The sequence below is a fragment of the Mesorhizobium sp. M0184 genome (genome assembly GCF_040322215.1).
Taxonomy (GTDB): domain Bacteria; phylum Pseudomonadota; class Alphaproteobacteria; order Rhizobiales; family Rhizobiaceae; genus Mesorhizobium.
Map to the genome: position 1 here is coordinate 63,785 of NZ_JAMYSZ010000001.1, position 17,742 is coordinate 81,526.

Genomic DNA, 17,742 nt, shown 5'->3' on the forward strand with positions numbered 1-17,742 from the left:
CATCTCAAACCGTGAAACTGCAAACCATGAAGTCCTGGAGGCCGTATGCTCTTCTGGTCGTCGCCGCGATAGCGCTCGACCAGTGGCTGAAATACCTAGTCGAAACCGGTCTTGCCTTTCAGGAACGGCTCGACCTGCTTCCGTTCCTGGCGCTGTACCGCACCTATAACACCGGCATCGCGTTCTCGCTGTTTTCGTCCTTCGGCGACACCGGCCTGGTGGTCGTCGCGGTTGTGGTGGTCGCTTTCGTGCTCTATCTTGCGGCCCGCACGCCGCCGGGCCACCTGCTTGCTCGCGTCGGCTTCGCGCTGATCGTCGGCGGCGCGCTCGGCAATCTGATCGACCGCGCTATCTACGGTCATGTCATCGACTATATTCTGTTTCACACGCCGGTCTGGTCCTTCGCGATCTTCAACCTCGCCGATGCCTTCATTTCGGTCGGTGCCGTGCTGGTCGTCTTCGATGAGCTCATTGGCTGGCGGCGCGGAGCGTCGAGCGATTGACCTCGCTCGCCTGGCGCCGCACATTCTGATCTGCAAGCCCGAGGAGAAAAAATGCCCGAAACCTTCAAAGCCATCCTCGTTTCGCGTGACGCCGAGAAAAACCAGTCAGTCGCGGTGACCGAGCTTACCGAGGCAGACCTGATGGAGGGCGACGTCACCGTCGCGGTCGAGGCGACGACGGTGAACTACAAGGACGGTCTTGCAATTACCGGCAAGGCGCCGGTGATCCGCCGCTGGCCGCTGGTGCCGGGCATCGATTTCGCCGGCACCGTCATCTCGTCTTCCAATCCCGACTGGCGCGAAGGTGACAAGGTCATATTGAACGGCTGGGGCGTCGGTGAGACGCATTTCGGCGCCTTTGCAGGGCGCGCCCGCGTCAAGGGCGACTGGCTGGTGCCGTTGCCGGACGGCATGAGCCCGCATGATGCGATGGCGGTCGGCACCGCCGGCTACACCGCCATGCTTTGCGTCATCGCGCTGGAGCGCCACGGCATCGTGCCCGATCGCGGCCCGGTGGTGGTGACCGGCGCTGCCGGTGGCGTCGGCTCGGTCGCGGTCTCGATCCTGTCCAGCCTCGGCTATCACGTCATCGCCTCGACCGGCCGCGCTGCCGAAAGCCCCTATCTGATCGACCTCGGCGCCGCGGAAGTGATTTCACGCGACGAGCTCACCCAGCCGGCAAAACCGCTCGCCAAGGAACGCTGGGCCGGCGGCGTCGATGCGGTCGGCAGTCACACGCTGGCCAACGTTCTGTCGATGACCTCCTATGGCGGCGCCGTCGCCGCTTGCGGCCTCGCCGGCGGCATGGACCTGCCGGCAAGCGTCGCCCCCTTCATCCTGCGCGGCGTCTCGCTGCTCGGCATCGATTCGGTGATGGCGCCGAAGGCGGTCCGCCTCGAGGCCTGGCGCCGCATCGGCGCCGATCTCGACCACGCAAAGCTTGCCAGCCTGTCGACGAGCATCGGCTTCGACGGCATCATCGGCGCCGCGCATGACATCGTCGAGGGTAAGATCCGCGGCCGCGTGGTGGTGGATATGTGAGCCCCCAAGGGATAAAAAAGAGCGCGACCGCTAAAATTCGAGCGATCAACCACAACCTTCGATAAGCTCTGCCTGGCAGGATTTCCGTATGATTGCGGAACCCGGCATCAGAGAGGCGGAACCAGCCGAACGGGCCGACGGGACGGCCCCCGCGGCGCCAGGACGGCAGCTTGTCGACGCGCCACCGCTGGCGCCGGAACTGCCGGCCTCCAACCGCGAAGGCCTGCCCTTCCTGACGCTCGTCGCCATCGTCGTGCTGGCAGGCTTTTCGCATCTGACCGGGGCACCGATCTTCATCACCATCGGCCTTTTGGCGACAGCCATCGCCGGGCTCGCCATGCATCTGCGCAACAGGCGCACCGAGCGCCGCGCGGTGGCCCTGCTCGATGCCACGACCGCCCGCAGCCGCGCCGAAATCGAGACGCTGGCCGACCGCATGTGGGAGATGCAGGAGAGCGAGGAGCGCTTTCGCGGGCTGATCGATGCACTCGGCGATCTCGTCGTCCATCGTGACCGCGACGGCCACATTGTCTACGCCAACAAGGTTTTCGCCGACCTTGTCGAAACCGACCAGCGCGACCTTGCCGGCAAGACCCTGGCCGAACTAGGCATCGATGTCGGCATCGTCCCCGACGCCGCGTTTTCCGACCATGAATGCCTGAGTTCCACCGACGTCGCCATTCGCACGCCGGACGGCCCACGCTGGTTCTCTTGGATCGAGCTGTCGGTGCGCGACAAGGACAGCGGCGCCGTTTCGCATCGCGCCATCGCCCGCGACATCACCGCTCGCAAGCGCGCCGAATCCTCGCTGATCACCGCCCGCGAGCGGGCCGAATATGCGAGCCAGGCCAAATCGCGCTTCCTCGCCACCGTCAGCCACGAGATCCGCACGCCGATGAACGGCATCATGGGCATGGCCCGGCTTCTCGCCGACACCAGCCTTTCGCCCGAGCAGCGGACCTATGTCGGCGCCATCTCGACCTCGGCCAGCGCGCTGCTGGCGCTGATCGAGGACCTGCTCGACTACTCCAAGATCGAGGCCGGCCGCTTCGATCCCGAACCGCAGCCAATGTCGGTGCGCGAGATCGCCGACAATGTCATCGAGCTTTTGGCGGCGCGGGCTTTTGCCAAGGATATCGGCCTCGGCTGTCATGTCGAACCCGACGTGCCGCAGCTGATCACCGCCGACCCCGGCAGGGTCAGGCAGGTGCTGCTCAATCTCATCGGCAACGCCGTCAAGTTCACCGACAGCGGCGGCGTCCTGGCAAGCATCGCTCGCGTCCGCACCGAAACCACCGACCGCATCCGCTTCACCATCACCGACACCGGCCCCGGCCTGCGCGAGGAGGACATGGAGCGCATATTCGAGGACTTCGAACAGGCTGACGGCACCTCGACCCGTGCGCATGGCGGTGCCGGCCTCGGTCTCGCCATTTCCAAGCGCCTGGTGACCGCCATGGGCGGCGCTATCTCGGTGTCGAGCCGGCTTGGCCAGGGGTCCGAATTCGTCTTCGATATTCCCGCTATTTCCGCCGTCGAGGCGCCGCAGATCCGCCAGGACGCGCTGTCGGGCCGGCATGCGGTGATCGTGTCGAAGAACCTGGTCGAGGCCGAAGCCCTCGCCCGCACCATTCGCGCCAATGGCGGCACGGTCGATCTGGCCACCGCCGCCGCCCAGGCCACCGCTTTCGCCGAGGGCTGTGACGTGCTTCTGATCGATGCTGCCATGGAGCAAAGCGACGGCAGGCTGCTCAGGCGCCTGCGCCAGAGCGGATTTGCCGATTGCGAGGCAGTGACGCTGATCGCGCCGACCGACCGCGGCATGCTTGGCGAGTTCCGTGCCAACGGTTACGCCACCTTCCTGGCGAGGCCGGTGCGCGGCGAGACACTGCTGCGCGTGCTTTTGACCAGCCATGCACCGGTCATCGCCGAGCCGCAACTGCAAAGGCGCGGCGCGCAGGCGGGGCACGCCATTGGCGCCCGCCAGCAGGGCCTGTCGGTGCTGATCGCCGAGGACAACGACATCAACGCCATGCTGGCCCGCGCCACGCTGCTGAAGGCCGGGCATCGCGTGAAAGTGGTCGGCAACGGCAAGGCCGCGGTCGAGGCGGTCATCAGCACCGGCCACAAGCACCGCTACGACGTGGTGCTGATGGACTTGCACATGCCTGTCATGGACGGTCTGGACGCCATCGCCGCCATCCGCCGCCATGAGGAGGAGACCGCGGTGCCGCCGGTGCCGATCATGGTGCTGTCGGCCGACAGCCAGGAAAAGACCCGCCACGCCGTGCTCGCTCACGGTGCCAGCGGCTTCGTCACCAAGCCGCTCGACCCCGATGCCCTGGTTCATGCGGTCGAAGGGCAAGCGGCCGCCTGAGGCACAACATAGACGGTTGATAGATTACCCAGCCGACGAAGTATTGCCCGCAGAGGCGTATCACGGTACTGTCACAATCCTGTTGCACCTACACCGTATCCCCGTGCCAAGAGGGATGGCTCGAAGGAGAATCACTCGTGCATACAGTCATGCCGGAATGTGATGCTCGGCCGAACGCCAGCGGGCCTTTGCTCGTCGGCCGGAACGCCGATGCCGTCATAAAAGGCGCATCGCTCGGCCGCATCGGCAATCTCGAAGTGCGGCTCGCCCGCAACGAGGCCGAGATCGCTGCCGCGCAGGAAGTGCGCTACCGGGTGTTCTACGACGAGCTTGGCGCCAGGAAGGACCTGTTTCAGATGCAGGACCGCCGCGATGCCGACCGCTTCGATCCCCTCTGCGACCATCTGCTGGTCTTCGATACTTCGCTTTCCGGCCCTGAGCATCGCCGCATCGTCGGCACCTACCGCCTGCTGCGGCAGGAGATTGCCGCGGCCGCCGGCGGCTTCTATTCCGAAGGTGAATTCGAGCTGACCAAGCTGATCGCGCGGCATCCCGGCCAGCGCTTCCTCGAGCTCGGCCGCTCCTGCGTTCTGCCGGAATACCGCTCGAAGCGCACCATCGAGGCGCTGTGGCAAGGCATCTGGGCCTACATCAACCATTACGGCATCGGCGTGATGACCGGCTGCGCGTCGTTCCACGGCACCGTGCCGGCGGCACATGCGGAGGCGCTGACCTATCTTGCCCACCACTGCCGGACGAATTCATCCTGGGACGTGCGCGCCGTCGCCGGGCGCTATTGTTCCATGGATCTGATGCCGATCGAGGCGGTCAATACCAAGGCGGCGATCGCGGCGATGCCGCCGCTGGTCAAGGGCTATCTGCGCGTCGGCGCGCGCATTGGCGACGGTTGTGTCATCGACCGTGAATTCTCGACGGTCGACGTGTTCGTGGTGATGCCGGTCAAGGAGATTGGTGCCCGCTACGTCAATTATTATGGTGGAGAAGCGCAGCGGTTTGCGGCGTGAATAGTGAATAGTGAATAGTGAATAGTGAATAGAACATAGCACTGACTGCTGGAGCAGCAATTGGCTACTCACTACTAACCATTCACTATTGACCATTCACCCATTCACGCATCTTTCTCAGCCTGCTCGTTGACCGGCCCCGGCTCGACTGGCGCTTCGCTCGCCACATGCTTGGGGCCGCCCTTAGCGACGCCGACCATGGCGGGCCGCAGAACACGCTCGCCGATCGAATAGCCGGGCTGCACGACCTGCACGACCGTGTTGGCCGGTACGTCGGGATTGGGCACCTCGAACATCGCCTGGTGGAAATTCGGATCGAATTTCTCGCCCTCGGGCTCGAGCTTCTTCACGCCGTGGCGTTCCAGCGCCGACAGCATGGCGCGCTCGGTGATCTCGACGCCGTCGATCAGCGCCTTGAAGCCGGCATCGCCCGAAGCCTTGGCCTCCTCCGGGATGGCATCCAGCGCACGGCGCAGATTGTCTGACACCGAAAGCATGTCGCGGGCAAAATTGGCAACCGCATAGGCGCGCGCGTCGTGGACGTCGCGGGCGGTGCGGCGACGCAAGTTCTCCATGTCGGCCGCGACGCGCAGCGCGCGATCCTTCAGCTCTTCGTTTTCCTTCAGAAGCCGCACAAGCGCTTCATAGTCGCCGTCGACGCCACCTTCCCTTGGCTCCGCGGCAGCCTCGGTCTTCTCGGCTTCATCGGGCGCGCGTTCGTCTTTTGCCTGGTCGCTCATCGCCGTTTCCCGTCATTTTCGAATGGTGTGGATTTGCGCCCGATATCGAGGTTTAGCGGCCAAAAATCAAGGGGCAAGCGATACTGCAGCCGCTGTCGCTGATTGATGGCGGACGGCGCAGACCTTTCGATTTTAATTCAAACTTTACCGTACCCGACGTCTTTGCTTGCCGGGACACTACAATGCGGGAACCATTCCTCCCTTGGAAGAGTTTCGAAGCCGACACAGGATTTTGGATGATGCCCCGCAGGAATGGCGAAAAACGCGATGGGCTCGCCGCCGATATCCGGCGCCAGCTCGGCACCGAGGCGACCAAGCGCTTTCTGCGCACCTTGCCGGCCTTCCGCACGGAGTCCGATATTCCCGACCGTCTGAAGGAATTGCTCGACCGCCTGGACGGCGTGGAAGCCAAGGTGGTCGCAGGCGGGCGCCGTCGGTAGACACCATTGCAGGCCGTGCGCCCGGCGACTGCGGCCATCAATTCCTCGCCATCGCGCGACATTTACCCGCAGTAACTTTGCGTGATCGCCGGCTTGCGGCAGCGCGCTGCTCCGCCTATGTTTCATGATGAACATGATTTCCCCCGAAGCTGTGGCAAACAGCAAGCGCGCCTGGTTGAAAATCCTGTCGCGCTATAAAAAGCCCGACAGGCGTCGCAGCGCCGTCGAACTCGCCATCACCCTCATCCCCTTCGCCACGCTGTGGACATTGTCCTCGGCCGCTTATGCCTATGGCCATTGGTGGGGTCTGGTCCTCATCCTTCCAGCCGCCGGCTTTCTGGTGCGGATCTTCATGATCCAGCACGATTGCGGCCACGGCTCCTTCTTTGCCAATCGCTATGCCGACGACTGGATCGGCCGCGTCCTTGGCGTGCTGACGCTGACGCCCTACGATTGCTGGCGCCGCGCCCACGCAACCCATCACGCCAGCGCCGGCAATCTCGACGAGCGCGGCACCGGCGACATCAAGACACTGACCGTCGCCGAATACCGGCAACTGTCGTGGCGGGGCCGGCTCGCCTATCGCCTCTATCGCCATCCGCTGGTGATGTTCGGCCTTGGCCCGATCTGGATTTTCATTTTCGAGCAGAGACTGCCCTTGGGCATGATGCGGGGCGGCCTCACCCCTTGGGTGTCGTCGATGTCGACCAACCTAGCCATCACGGTCATAGCCGCGCTGCTCATCTGGTTCGTTGGCCCCGGCGCGTTTCTGGTCGTGCATTTGCCGATCGTCATCCTCGCCGGATCGGCCGGCATCTGGCTGTTCTATGTCCAGCATCAGTTCGAAGAGACGGAGTGGACAAAGGACTCCGAGTGGGAATTCCAGCACGCTGCCCTGCACGGTTCGTCCTATTACGACCTGCCGCCGGTGCTGAACTGGATCACCGGCAATATCGGCGTCCACCACGTGCACCACCTCTCGGCCAAGGTGCCATGCTACCGGCTTCCGGAAGTGCTGAGGGACTATCCGGAGCTGCGTGAGATCGGCCGCGTCACACTCCTCGACAGCCTGCGCTGCGTCAAGCTGGCGCTGTGGGACGAGAGCCGCAGCAAGCTGGTATCGTTCCGCGAAGCGCGGATGGCCGTGTAGACGTACCGCCGCACCTAAAGCGCGTCGCGCTCGACCGGCCTCATGCGACGCGCTTTAGGTTCTTGTTTATGCATGCCGTTATCGCAAAACCGCTGAACACTTTTGCGCGACATGCGTTAGGGGTGCGGCGGGCTCCACATTCCGAGCTTAAGCCGCCTGGCGCTGGTCGCGCATCAGGATCTCGCCCTGGCGGATCTCGGTGCCCAGCACTTTCAGGCATTCGCGCATGAACGCGGCAAGGCCCGGCCAGCCCTTGGCCGACACCAGATTGCCGTCGACATGGGCGCCGGTCGGCGCAACATCGATATAGATGCCGCCGGCCAGCGTGACTTCCGGCTCGCAATACTGCAGCGCCGCGACTTCGCGGCCGCGCACCACGCCGTCGACCGCGATCAGGATCTGCACGCCGTGGCAGATGGTGAAGATCGGTTTTCCCGTCTCATGGAAATGCCGCACCAGCGCCTGCACGCGCTTGTCGATGCGGATATATTCCGGCCCGCGCCCGCCCGCCGCGTAGACGGCGTCGTATTCGGCCGGGTTGACCTCGGAAAACGTCTTGTTGAGAATGTAGTCGTGGCCGAGCTTTTCCGTATAGGTCTGGTGGCCCTCGAAGTCGTGCAGCGAGGTCTTCAGGATATCGCCGGCCTTCTTGTCGGGGCAAACGACATGGACGGTGTGGCCCACCGCATGCATGGCCTGTTCAAAGACGAAAATCTCGTACTCCTCGCTGAACTCGCCAACGAGCATCAATATCTTCTTGCCAGCCATACCCGGTTCCTCCCTTGTGGCCACATTTATTCGGATCGCGAAATAATGGGTCTATCCTAAGGCGGAGAGGCGCAAAATAAAAGGTTGAATCTGGAATGTGGTCCGACCAGAAGGCTTCTGGCCCTCTGGAGCGGATCAGCCGGCGCGCACCCGCCGCCAGGAATATTTCGGGCCTTTGGCCTCCGGCTTCACCGCCGGCTGATAGAACAGCGGCAGTCCGCCTGTGCGGCCTTGCTCGAGCCGCTTCAGCAGCACCGGGTGCGATATCTCGAATTCATCGAAGCCGACGCGCAGCATATGCGGCAGCTGATCAATCAGCACCTGCCCGGTGGCGCGCATAGCGCCTGCAAAATGATAACGGCTGCGCAGCAATTCGCCCTTGGAGAACGAGCGGCCGTCATTGAACGCCGGAAACGCCAGCGCCACCAGTGACAGCTGATCGAGCAGGCCTGCGATCTTTTCGAGCTGATCGCCGGGCTGCAGCAGCACACCGATGCGCTCCTTCGCCGACCGCCGCACCTCCGGATCGAGGCCGAGAAACGCCTGCAACGGCAGGATGAAACGGCCATTGCCGACCAGCGCCTCGGCGCTTTCGGCATGAACCCACTCGTCCTCGCGGAACCCATCCGGTGTCCACAGCCGCATTGCGTTTTCGGCTATCAAGTCGCTCATCAAGAAAATTCCCAAGTCCACAATATTCTCAAATTCAAAACACCCCGGGGGTGTGTCGAGATTCAGGTCAGGCCAAGCCGAAGCCGACGGCGGGCGCGAAGCGACCAAACTGGGTGGCTTCCGAGAACCGGAGCGGAGCGTACTTTGGGTACGTGAGCGCCGGAAGCGCAGGAAGCCGCCGTTTGCAGGCCGGCTGAATATCAACATATCCTAAAGCGAGGCGTCGGTCAGCGACCTTTCCAGCCCCGACAAGTGGATGCCGCATTCGGTCTTGGCGTGCCCGGCCCAGCGGCCGCTGCGCGCGTCGTCGCCCGGCTGCACCGGCTGCGTGCATGGGAAGCAGCCGATCGACAGATAGCCATAGGCGACCAGCGGGTTTTCACGCAGCGCATGTGCGCGCATGTAGCCGGCCTGGTCCGATGTCGTCCAGTGCGCCAGCGGATTGATGCGGATGCGCGAGCCGACCGCCTCGAACACTGGCAGCGCTGCCCGGGTCGCCGCCTGGAAGCGCTTGCGGCCGGTGAACCAGGCGCGGAACGGCTCGACGCCGCGCGCCAGCGGCTCGACCTTGCGCACGTCGCAGCAGGCGTCGGTGTCGGTCTCGTTCAGATTGCCGGTCGGGTCGATCCTTGCCAGCGCCGCATCGTCGGGCCTGATCACCCGGATATCGCTCAGCCCGAAATCGGCGGCCAGCGCGTCACGATAGCCGAGCGTCTCCTCGAAATGCTTGCCGGTGTCGAGAAAGATCACCGGCAGCGTGCGGTCGATCTCGGCGATCATGTGCAGCAGCACCGCCGAATCCGCGCCGAAGGACGAGACGGCGGCGATTTCGCCGTGAAAGAACTCCCGGGTCGACCGCTCGATGATCTCCAGCGGCTTCAGATGGCCGTAGAGCGCGTCGAGACCCGCCGCTTGGGCGGCGATGCCGGCCTCGACGTCGACAATACGGTCAAGCGGCCTTGGCTTCGCCAGCATAGAGCGCCTCCTTGAACGGCGCGGGACCGACTCGGCGGTAGGCGTCGATGAATCTTTCGTTTCTGTCCAGCCGAAGCCCGAGATAGGTCTCGACGATCTGCTCGATGGCATCGGTGATCTCTTCCGAACTGAAGCCGCGGCCGATGATCTCGCCGACCGAGGTGTTCTCGTCGGCCGAGCCGCCGAGCGTCACCTGGTAAAGCTCGGCGCCTTTCTTCTCGACCCCGAGGATGCCTATATGGCCGACATGGTGATGGCCGCAGGCATTGATGCAGCCGGAAATCTTCAGCTTCAATTCGCCGATCTCGCGCTGGCGCTCCAGCGAAGCAAAGCGCCGCGAGATTTCCTGCGCCACGGGGATGGAACGCGCCGTTGCCAGCGCGCAATAGTCAAGGCCGGGGCAGGAGATGATGTCGCTGATCAGGTTGGAATTGGCCGTCGCCAGCCCGATATCGACAAGCGCGTCATAGACCGCCTTGAGGTCGGCCCGCGCCACATGCGGCAGGATCAGGTTCTGCTCGTGACTGACGCGCAGCTCGTCGAATGAATATTTTTCGGCAATGTCGGCGACCGCTTCCATCTGGCTGTCGGAGGCATCGCCCGGCGTCTCGCCGATGCCCTTGAGCGAGATGGTCACTGCCGCGTAGTCGGGATGGCGATGGGTGACCACATTCTGGTCCAGCCATTCGGAAAAGCTCTTGGAGTCGAGGCGGGCAAGCTTGACCGCCTCGTCGCCTTCCGGCCGATCGACAAGCGGAGGCGGCGCGAAATAGGCATCGATGGCGCGGATGTCTTCTTCCGGCAGCCTCAGCTCGGCGTCCTTCAATTCCTGCCATTCGGCCTCGACCTGGCGGGTGATCTCCTCGACGCCGGTCTCATGGACCAGGATCTTGATGCGCGCCTTGAACTTGTTGTCGCGCCGGCCATAGAGGTTGTAAACGCGCAGGATCGCCGTGCAGTAGGACAACAGATCCGCTTCGGGCAGGAAATCGCGGATCTTCTTGGCGACCATCGGCGTGCGGCCCTGGCCGCCGCCGACATAGACGGCGAAACCGAGCTCGCCGGCGGCGTTCTTCTTCAGGTGCAGGCCGATGTCGTGCGTCTGGATGGCGGCGCGGTCGCGCTCGGCGCCGGTCACCGCGATCTTGAATTTTCGCGGCAGGAACGAGAACTCCGGATGCACCGAGGACCATTGCCGCAGGATTTCGGCATAGGGGCGCGGATCGGCAACCTCGTCAGCGGCGGCGCCGGCGAAGTGGTCGGCGGTGACGTTGCGGATGCAATTGCCGCTGGTCTGGATGGCGTGCATCTCGACGCTTGCCAGATCCGCCAGGATCGCCGGGATGTCCGACAGCGCCGGCCAGTTGAACTGGATGTTCTGGCGCGTCGTGAAATGCCCATAACCCTTGTCGTATTTGCGGGCGATGTGGCCGAGCATGCGCAGCTGCTTGCTGTTCAGCGTGCCGTAGGGCACCGCGATGCGCAGCATATAGGCATGCAGCTGCAGATAGACTCCGTTCATCAGCCGCAGCGGCCGGAACTGGTCCTCGGTGATCTCGCCGGCAAGCCGCCGCGCGACCTGGTCGCTGAACTCGGCGACGCGGGCCTTGACGAAATCGTGGTCGAACTCATCGTAACGGTACATATTCAGGTCTTTCCGAGCGCGTCCGCCCGTTTCATCAGTGTGTGGTCGTTTACGCCGCGCGGGCTTGCGGACGGGCCTGCTTGCCCAGATCGTTGCGGGTGGTCGGGCCGGCGGCACGGATCTTTTCACGCAGCCGGACCGCCTCGACCGTGCCGTTGACCAAGGTCACGTCGATCAGATTAACGTCGACCACTTCGTTGTTGGCGGAGGCCTTGGCGCCGATCGCCTCCAGCCGGTCCTCGGCCGCCTTGTCATGGGCGATGTCGGCATGGTCGATGGTCTCGGCCCAGCCGCCATTGGCGTACCAGACGGCTATGCCGTCGGCGAGGCGGTTCGCGGTCAGGACTTTCATTGGTTCACTCCTTGCGCGGCAGCACGGGCCACGCTTTCCTGCCTGTGTGCCGCCAGCGGCTCGGACCGTTCGAAATTGGCGCCGGCGACGGCGTCGCCGATGATGGTCATCACCGGGCCGCTGAGGTCGGCACGCGCCTCCAGCGATGGCAGGTCGGCGAGCGTGCCGTGGAAACGGCGGCGGTTGGCAAGGCTGGCATTCTCGACCACGGCGACGGCCGTATCAGGCGACAGGCCGGCTTCGATCAGCCGGCCGGCGACCTCTGCAGCGACCGAGCGGCCCATATAGACGGCGACCGTCGCGCCGGAAATAGCGAGCTTTGCCCAATCTGGCAGCGAATTTCCCTTGAGGTCATGGCCGGTGGTGAACACCATCGACGACGACACGCCCCGCAGCGTCAGCGGCAGTTCGAAATCGGCGGCGGCGGCGAAGGCTGCGGTGACGCCCGGAACCACTTCGTAGGCGACGCCGGCATCGCGAAGTGCCGCCATCTCCTCGCCGGCCCGGCCGAACACCAGCGGGTCGCCGGACTTCAGCCGCACGACACGCTTGCCGGCGTGGCCAAGCTCGACCAGCAGCGCATTGATCTCGGCCTGGCTCTTGGAATGGCAGCCCTTGCGCTTGCCAACCGGCAGGCGCTCGGCATCGCGGCGGCCCATGGCGACGATCGCCTCCGGCACCAGCGCGTCATGAACGATCACGTCGGCTTCCATCAGCAGGCGATGGGCGCGCAGCGTCAAAAGGTCCTCGGCGCCTGGACCGGCGCCTACAAGCGCGATATGGCCCGATGCCGGTTCTGTCGAAAGCAGCAGGCCGACGGCCGCATCATGCGCCTGCGAAAGCTCGCCGGCCTCGACAGCGCGGGCTGGCGCGCCGCCAAAGAAATCGCTCCAGAAGCGGCGGCGGGCATTGCCCTTCGGCAGCAGTCTTTCGGCGGTGTCGCGAAACGATGCGGCGAGCGCTGCGAGCGGACCGAGCGAGGGCGACAGCATGCGGTCGATGCGGCTGCGCAGCATCTGCGCCAGCACCGGGCCGGCACCTTCCGTGCCGATGGCAATGGCGACCGGCGCGCGGTTGACCAGTGCCGGCGTGAAGAAATCGCATAGCTCCGGCCGGTCGACGGCATTGACCGGAATGCCCAGCCGGCGCGCATCCCCGGCAACGCGGCGATCGAGGGCCTCGTCGCCGCTGGCGGCAAACACCATCACCGCACCATTGAGATGTGCTGCATCATAGGCGTCGGCGATGTGGGCGGCCCCCGTCTCGGCGATAAAGGCCAGCAGCTCCGGGCTTGTTTCATCGCTGACGATGCGCAGCACAGCGCTCGACTGCGCGAGCAGCCGCGCCTTGGCCAGCGCTTCCTCTGCGCCGCCGACGATGGCTATGGCTTCGCCCTCGACCCGCATGAAGACGGGAAAGGCATTGAGCTTGGGCGTGGCTTGCGGCATGACGAGCGGAATCCTGGAACCGTTTGTCAGTTCTACGCGGGGGCGCGAAAAACCAGAAGGCACCCACTCGCGCATCGCTTCGTAGCAGGCAATCTCTTTTCTGCAAGCATGAAGGCCAAGAGAAAAATATTCCACATTCAAATGCGGAGCAGATTGAAGCTGCTGCTGCAGCCCTTGATCCGCTGCCTTTCTAGCGGCTGGAGGAGCTAACCACAAAACAGATTTTTCTAAATTCTATCAATTTAGTAGATTAAGCCGCCGGATGCTGACCGAGCGATCGACGGCAGCCCCGCGCTCTCGTCGGCCCTTGTCGGAATACCGGGTCCGAGTACCGGAACATTCCCGCCTCGGCACGCGTTTGCCCTATGGGCCCAGGCCCGGTCATGCCCCTACGGCAAAGGCTTGGCGATGGGCTTGAAAAATCAAAAAAGGAGCGCCCCATGAGCAACGTCAGACTGAAACGCGGACTGTGGATCGTGGTGGCAGATGGCGAAAAGGCGTTGTTTCTCGAGAACCGTGGAGACGTCCAATATCCCGACCTTCAGGTCGTGCACGAGATGGAGCAGGAAAATCCGGCAACCCGAGAACAAGGCACGGACCGCCCCGGCCGCTACAGCGACGGCCCTTCCGTCCACCGCAGTGCGGTCGAGGACACCGACTGGCACCGTCTCGGCAAGGAGCGTTTTGCCGAAGAGATTGCCGACAGACTCTACAAGCTCGCGCATCGCGGCAGCTTCAAGGAGATCGTGCTGATCGCGCCGCCGCCGGTGCTGGGCGACATGCGCAGGAAACTGCACAAGGAGGTGACCGACAAGATAACGGCCGAAATTCCAAAGACGCTGACCAACCACAGCATACCCGATATCGAGAGCCTGCTGCAGGCGACCTGATCGGGCATCCGCGGCGTCAACCGCCGCCAGACTTGAACACGCCGCCCGCGATGCAGGCAAATCCTGCCGGCTCGCTCGCCTGGAAAGCCTTCTACACGTGCTGGCCGCCGTTGATGTGGATTTCCGAACCGGTCACGTAAGACGCCTGCTGCGAGCACAGGAAGAAGATGATGTCGGCGACTTCCGCCGTGGTGCCCAGGCGCCTCAGCGGGATGGTCTCGACGATTTTTTCGGTGCCCGGCGACAGGATCGCGGTGTCGATCTCGCCCGGCGCAATGGCGTTGACGCGGATGCCGTGCGGGCCGAAATCATGCGCCATTTCGCGCGTCAGCGAGCCGAGCGCCGCCTTCGATGTCGCATAGGCGGTGCCGGCGAAAGGATGCACGCGGGTGCCGGCGATCGAGGTGACGTTGACGATCGAGCCCTTGGCCGATGCCAGTTCCTTGAACAATCCCCGCGCCAGCATGATCGGGGCGAAGAAATTCACCTGGAAGACGTCGCGCCAGACATGCATCGGCGTGTCGATAGAGTTCATGCGGCTGTTGCCGTCTTTGAGCTTCGGCGAGATACCGGCATTGTTGACCAGCGCGTGCAGCTGCCCGCCATGCGCCTCCAGCCGATGACGAATTTCCGAGATGGCGATGCCGACATCCTCCTGGTCGGCGAGGTCGACCTTGATATGGTCCTCCGGGCCGGCCGGCCACGGGCAGTCCTCGGCAAAGGCCTGGCGCGAGCAGGTGATGACGCGCCAGCCTTCGCGCGAAAAGCGCTTGACCGTGGCGTGGCCGATGCCACGGCTGGCGCCGGTCAGCACGATGGTCTTTCTGGTGTCGGTTTCGGCCATGTCGCTTGTCTCCAGGAGGACATGTAGCGGAACACCGTCGCGGTTGCGAGGGGTCTGTCGCTCAGCCGCCTGTCAGAATATCAAGGATCGAGGTCTGCCGCTTCTTGACAGGGCCGCCGACATTGCCGGGCGGCACCGGGTGCTTGATCGATCCGGTGGCGCTGTCGACGCCCGGCATGGCCAGGCCGCCGGCATCGACCGTCTCGGCGGGACGCACGGGACGCGAAGCCGACTGGGTAGCTGCCACAGGCGGCGCCGATTGGCCGACGGAAGCGACCGGCGCCGGCGGCGCCGTATCGGACGGTATCTCGTCTGGGACGATGGTGTCGGGCGGCGTCGACTTCCAGGTTCCAGGCAGCGGCCGCACCGGCACGCCCTCATGCGCGGCGACCATGAACTCGTGCCAGGCCTGCGCCGGCAGTGCGCCGCCGGTGACCTTCTTCATCGCGCTGCCGTCATCGTTGCCGAACCAGACGCCGGTGGTCAGATTGGCGGTATAGCCGATGAACCAGGCGTCGCGCGAATTCTGGCTGGTGCCGGTCTTGCCGGCCGCCGGCCAGGCGAACGCCGCCTTCCTGGCCGTGCCGATCTCGACCGTGCCGGTCATCATCGAGTTCATCATACCGACGACATCGGGCTTGACGACGCGCGGCGCACCGCCGCCATTGTTTTCGTAGAGCACCTTGCCGTCGCTCGTCGTGACCCGGCGGATGAAATGGATGTCCGGCTTATAACCGCCATTGGCGAAGGGAACATAGGCCGAGGTCAGTTCCAGCGGCGTCACTTCCGAGGTGCCCAGCGCGATTGAGGTGTTGGCCGTCAGCTCGGACTGGATGCCCATGCGGTGCGCCGCCTCGACCACCGCATTCGGCCCGACTTCCATGGTCAGCTGCGCGGCCACCGAGTTCAGTGATTTTGCCAGCGCCGTCGCCAGCGTCACCTTGCCGAAATACTTGCCGCCGTAATTGTCGGGCGTCCAGTTGCCGATCTTGATCGGTGCGTCGTTGCGCACGCTGTCGGGCGTACGGCCGGATTCCAGCGCCGCCATATAGACGAACGGCTTGAACGCCGAACCGGGCTGGCGGCGCGCTTCCGAGGCGCGGTCGAACTGGCTGGTCGAATAGTCGTAACCGCCGACCATCGCGCGCACCGCGCCGGAATTGTCGATCGACACCAGCGCGCCCTGGCTGACATTGAGTTTTTTGCCGCTCTGGTCGATCAGCCGGCGGATCGATTGCTCGGCGAGTTTCTGCAGCGTCAGATCGACGGTCGTGTCGACGACGATATCGCGGCGCACGTCGCCGATCAGGTCGGGCAGTTCTTCCATGATCGTATCGGCGACATAGTTTTCCGAGCCGGTCCAGTAGGACGGCGAACGCGTCGCCGGCGCGCTCATCGCCGTTGTCATCTCCTTGGCGCTGATCTTGCCCTCGTCGCGCATCGCGGCGAGCACCAGTTGCGAACGCTGTTCGGCGGCCTTCGGGTCGCGCGCCGGCGACAGCCGCGACGGCGCCTTGAGCAGGCCGGCGAGAAGGGCCGCCTCCGACAGCGTGACGTCGCGCGCGCTCTTGCCGAAATAGCGGCGCGAGGCCGCTTCGACACCATAGGCGCCAGAGCCGAAATAGACCCGGTTGAGATACATTTCGAGGATCTGGTCCTTCGTATGCTTGTGCTCCAACCACAGCGCCAAAAGCACTTCCTGCACCTTGCGTTCCAGCGTGCGGTCCGGCGTCAGGAATAGGTTCTTGGCCAGCTGCTGGGTCAGCGTCGAGCCGCCCTGCGAAAAATGCCCGCCCAGCACATTGGTCACCATGGCCCGGGAAAGGCCGATCGGATCGATGCCGAAATGCGAATAGAAGCGGCGGTCTTCGATGGCGATGACGGCCTCGGGAATATAGGGCGACATTTCGTGCAGGCCGACGGCCTCGCCGCCGCTCATGCCGCGATTGCCAAGCAGCTGGCCGTCGACCGAGACGATCTTGATGTTGGGGGCGCGGTCGGGAATGGCCCAGGTGGTGGCCGCCGGCATTTTCGCGCCGTAGTAGACTACGATGCCGGCAGTGGCGATGCCGCCCCAGATGGCCAGCACGAAGCACCAGTAGAACAGCCGGGCAAGCACGCCGAACACGCCGCGCCGGCTTTTGCCGCGCCCGCCGCGCGGCGGCTTGGCCTTGGACGATTTGCGCTTTGCAGCGGCTTTTCGGTTGCTCGGCACGACGCGGTCCTCCTCGCTTACCGAAAAACCGGTCGAGGATCTCGCCCCCGGCGATGCCTCGAAGCTGGGCTCGATGCGGCTGTCTTTCCGGTTCGCCATGCGCTGTGCTGTCTTCCCCATGCCTATGGCGTTGGGGTTGAAGACTAGATGCGGCGGTTTAAAGGCGGGTTAAGCCGGCAAAAATCGAAATAAACTGTATTCAGTCGCTTGCCGAACGGCTGCGGCCCGCGACAGCGCCAAAGCCGGAAATGAAAAACCCGCCTCGGCGGGCGGGTCGTTGGAGCCAATGAGCACCATAGCGAAATTAGTAGCATAGCTGCAGGCACAAAGCAAGAACAAAATATGCTTTGCCTCAGAATAATCACTTCAGTTCGGCGGTTGCGACAACCCTCAGTCGTCGGCATCCGCATCGTCGGAGGCCGGCCGCCAGCTGATCGGCTCGATCTTTCTTTGCGTATGGCCGTCCGTATAGGCCCACCAGCCGGCGTCGCTTTCGTCCCAGTCGCCGCCGGCCGCCTTCAGCCGGTCGAGCGAACGGTATTGCGCGATGCTCTCGTTCATCACGCCGTCGCTGTCCTGCCAGTAGACGGTGACCTTGGAGCCGTCCTTGGGTGCCGTCTCGATTGGTTTTCGCGCAGCCATTTCAATTCCTCCCGG

17 protein-coding genes are annotated in these 17,742 nt (G+C 64.1%); 7 read left to right on the forward strand and 10 right to left on the reverse strand.

What is annotated here, in order from left to right:
* Positions 1 to 26: 26 nt before the first annotated feature.
* The 4 genes from lspA (at position 27) to olsB (ending at position 4,946) form a co-directional block, all read left to right on the forward strand.
* A complete protein-coding gene (gene lspA / locus NKJ23_RS00355; RefSeq protein WP_352678072.1) occupies positions 27 to 503 on the forward strand; it encodes a signal peptidase II in 477 nt (158 codons plus the stop codon).
* 51 nt (positions 504 to 554) lie between these two features.
* Positions 555 to 1,544: an acrylyl-CoA reductase (NADPH) gene (gene acuI / locus NKJ23_RS00360; protein ID WP_352453975.1), complete on the forward strand. Its 990-nt coding sequence runs from the start codon at positions 555 to 557 to the stop codon at positions 1,542 to 1,544.
* Between the two features lie 88 nt (positions 1,545 to 1,632).
* Entirely contained in the window at positions 1,633 to 3,921 is a 2,289-nt protein-coding gene (locus NKJ23_RS00365; RefSeq protein ID WP_352677603.1) for a PAS domain-containing hybrid sensor histidine kinase/response regulator, read from the forward strand.
* Positions 3,922 to 4,070: 149 nt separating this feature from the next.
* Positions 4,071 to 4,946: a l-ornithine N(alpha)-acyltransferase gene (gene olsB / locus NKJ23_RS00370; RefSeq protein ID WP_023675251.1), complete on the forward strand. Its 876-nt coding sequence runs from the start codon at positions 4,071 to 4,073 to the stop codon at positions 4,944 to 4,946.
* Between the two features lie 104 nt (positions 4,947 to 5,050).
* Here the strand turns inward: olsB and grpE are convergent, their stop codons facing one another.
* Positions 5,051 to 5,686 carry a nucleotide exchange factor GrpE gene (grpE, locus tag NKJ23_RS00375; protein WP_023675250.1) on the reverse strand — a complete coding sequence of 212 codons (636 nt, stop codon included), beginning with the start codon at positions 5,684 to 5,686 and terminating at the stop codon, positions 5,051 to 5,053.
* Between the two features lie 236 nt (positions 5,687 to 5,922).
* Between grpE and NKJ23_RS00380 the strand changes: the two genes are divergently transcribed.
* Both NKJ23_RS00380 and NKJ23_RS00385 read left to right on the forward strand, forming a co-directional pair.
* On the forward strand, positions 5,923 to 6,126 hold the full coding sequence (locus NKJ23_RS00380; protein ID WP_023675249.1) for a hypothetical protein: 204 nt from the start codon (positions 5,923 to 5,925) through the stop codon (positions 6,124 to 6,126).
* Positions 6,127 to 6,253: 127 nt separating this feature from the next.
* Positions 6,254 to 7,276 (forward strand): fatty acid desaturase, encoded by a 1,023-nt coding sequence (locus NKJ23_RS00385; RefSeq protein ID WP_352568236.1) that lies wholly within the window; start codon positions 6,254 to 6,256, stop codon positions 7,274 to 7,276.
* A gap of 147 nt (positions 7,277 to 7,423) precedes the next feature.
* On the opposite strand, the gene NKJ23_RS00390 is transcribed toward NKJ23_RS00385, so the two are convergent.
* The 6 genes from NKJ23_RS00390 to cysG all read right to left on the reverse strand — a co-directional run bounded on the left by NKJ23_RS00390 (position 7,424) and on the right by cysG (position 13,136).
* Positions 7,424 to 8,044, reverse strand: a complete 621-nt coding sequence (locus NKJ23_RS00390) for a DJ-1/PfpI family protein (RefSeq protein ID WP_352468335.1) — start codon at positions 8,042 to 8,044, stop codon at positions 7,424 to 7,426.
* A gap of 135 nt (positions 8,045 to 8,179) precedes the next feature.
* Positions 8,180 to 8,716: a DUF934 domain-containing protein gene (locus NKJ23_RS00395; protein WP_352568237.1), complete on the reverse strand. Its 537-nt coding sequence runs from the start codon at positions 8,714 to 8,716 to the stop codon at positions 8,180 to 8,182.
* Between the two features lie 210 nt (positions 8,717 to 8,926).
* On the reverse strand, positions 8,927 to 9,691 hold the full coding sequence (locus tag NKJ23_RS00400; protein ID WP_352448339.1) for a phosphoadenylyl-sulfate reductase: 765 nt from the start codon (positions 9,689 to 9,691) through the stop codon (positions 8,927 to 8,929).
* Positions 9,666 to 11,336, reverse strand: a complete 1,671-nt coding sequence (locus NKJ23_RS00405) for a nitrite/sulfite reductase (RefSeq protein WP_352568238.1) — start codon at positions 11,334 to 11,336, stop codon at positions 9,666 to 9,668. Before NKJ23_RS00405 ends, NKJ23_RS00400 begins: the two co-directional genes overlap by 26 nt.
* Positions 11,337 to 11,385: 49 nt before the next feature.
* Positions 11,386 to 11,688 carry a DUF2849 domain-containing protein gene (locus NKJ23_RS00410; RefSeq protein WP_352677606.1) on the reverse strand — a complete coding sequence of 101 codons (303 nt, stop codon included), beginning with the start codon at positions 11,686 to 11,688 and terminating at the stop codon, positions 11,386 to 11,388.
* Positions 11,685 to 13,136 carry a siroheme synthase CysG gene (gene cysG, locus NKJ23_RS00415; RefSeq protein ID WP_352677608.1) on the reverse strand — a complete coding sequence of 484 codons (1,452 nt, stop codon included), beginning with the start codon at positions 13,134 to 13,136 and terminating at the stop codon, positions 11,685 to 11,687. The genes NKJ23_RS00410 and cysG overlap by 4 nt, the downstream gene beginning before the upstream one ends.
* Positions 13,137 to 13,576: 440 nt before the next feature.
* Between cysG and NKJ23_RS00420 the strand changes: the two genes are divergently transcribed.
* Positions 13,577 to 14,026, forward strand: a complete 450-nt coding sequence (locus tag NKJ23_RS00420; protein WP_352448343.1) for a baeRF12 domain-containing protein — start codon at positions 13,577 to 13,579, stop codon at positions 14,024 to 14,026.
* A 91-nt stretch (positions 14,027 to 14,117) separates the two neighbouring features.
* Here NKJ23_RS00420 and NKJ23_RS00425 read toward each other — a convergent pair whose 3' ends face one another.
* From NKJ23_RS00425 to NKJ23_RS00435, 3 genes are all read right to left on the reverse strand, one after another.
* Positions 14,118 to 14,870, reverse strand: a complete 753-nt coding sequence (locus tag NKJ23_RS00425) for an SDR family NAD(P)-dependent oxidoreductase (protein ID WP_023675240.1) — start codon at positions 14,868 to 14,870, stop codon at positions 14,118 to 14,120.
* A 61-nt stretch (positions 14,871 to 14,931) separates the two neighbouring features.
* Positions 14,932 to 17,184, reverse strand: coding sequence for a transglycosylase domain-containing protein (locus tag NKJ23_RS00430; RefSeq protein ID WP_352677610.1), 2,253 nt, complete (start codon positions 17,182 to 17,184; stop codon positions 14,932 to 14,934).
* A gap of 291 nt (positions 17,185 to 17,475) precedes the next feature.
* A complete protein-coding gene (locus NKJ23_RS00435; protein ID WP_352668657.1) occupies positions 17,476 to 17,727 on the reverse strand; it encodes a hypothetical protein in 252 nt (83 codons plus the stop codon).
* Positions 17,728 to 17,742: the final 15 nt, after the last annotated feature.

Coding starts and splice junctions, on each gene's coding strand:
- cysG (WP_352677608.1), bottom strand. CDS start 13,136: ATGCCGCAAGCCACGCCCAAGCTCAATGCCTTTCCCGTCTTCATGCGG.
- NKJ23_RS00385 (WP_352568236.1), top strand. CDS start 6,254: ATGAACATGATTTCCCCCGAAGCTGTGGCAAACAGCAAGCGCGCCTGG.
- NKJ23_RS00365 (WP_352677603.1), top strand. CDS start 1,633: ATGATTGCGGAACCCGGCATCAGAGAGGCGGAACCAGCCGAACGGGCC.
- lspA (WP_352678072.1), top strand. CDS start 27: ATGAAGTCCTGGAGGCCGTATGCTCTTCTGGTCGTCGCCGCGATAGCG.
- NKJ23_RS00400 (WP_352448339.1), bottom strand. CDS start 9,691: ATGCTGGCGAAGCCAAGGCCGCTTGACCGTATTGTCGACGTCGAGGCC.
- NKJ23_RS00430 (WP_352677610.1), bottom strand. CDS start 17,184: ATGGCGAACCGGAAAGACAGCCGCATCGAGCCCAGCTTCGAGGCATCG.
- NKJ23_RS00395 (WP_352568237.1), bottom strand. CDS start 8,716: ATGAGCGACTTGATAGCCGAAAACGCAATGCGGCTGTGGACACCGGAT.
- NKJ23_RS00390 (WP_352468335.1), bottom strand. CDS start 8,044: ATGGCTGGCAAGAAGATATTGATGCTCGTTGGCGAGTTCAGCGAGGAG.
- NKJ23_RS00410 (WP_352677606.1), bottom strand. CDS start 11,688: ATGAAAGTCCTGACCGCGAACCGCCTCGCCGACGGCATAGCCGTCTGG.
- NKJ23_RS00435 (WP_352668657.1), bottom strand. CDS start 17,727: ATGGCTGCGCGAAAACCAATCGAGACGGCACCCAAGGACGGCTCCAAG.
- NKJ23_RS00380 (WP_023675249.1), top strand. CDS start 5,923: ATGATGCCCCGCAGGAATGGCGAAAAACGCGATGGGCTCGCCGCCGAT.
- acuI (WP_352453975.1), top strand. CDS start 555: ATGCCCGAAACCTTCAAAGCCATCCTCGTTTCGCGTGACGCCGAGAAA.
- NKJ23_RS00425 (WP_023675240.1), bottom strand. CDS start 14,870: ATGGCCGAAACCGACACCAGAAAGACCATCGTGCTGACCGGCGCCAGC.
- NKJ23_RS00405 (WP_352568238.1), bottom strand. CDS start 11,336: ATGTACCGTTACGATGAGTTCGACCACGATTTCGTCAAGGCCCGCGTC.
- grpE (WP_023675250.1), bottom strand. CDS start 5,686: ATGAGCGACCAGGCAAAAGACGAACGCGCGCCCGATGAAGCCGAGAAG.
- olsB (WP_023675251.1), top strand. CDS start 4,071: ATGCCGGAATGTGATGCTCGGCCGAACGCCAGCGGGCCTTTGCTCGTC.
- NKJ23_RS00420 (WP_352448343.1), top strand. CDS start 13,577: ATGAGCAACGTCAGACTGAAACGCGGACTGTGGATCGTGGTGGCAGAT.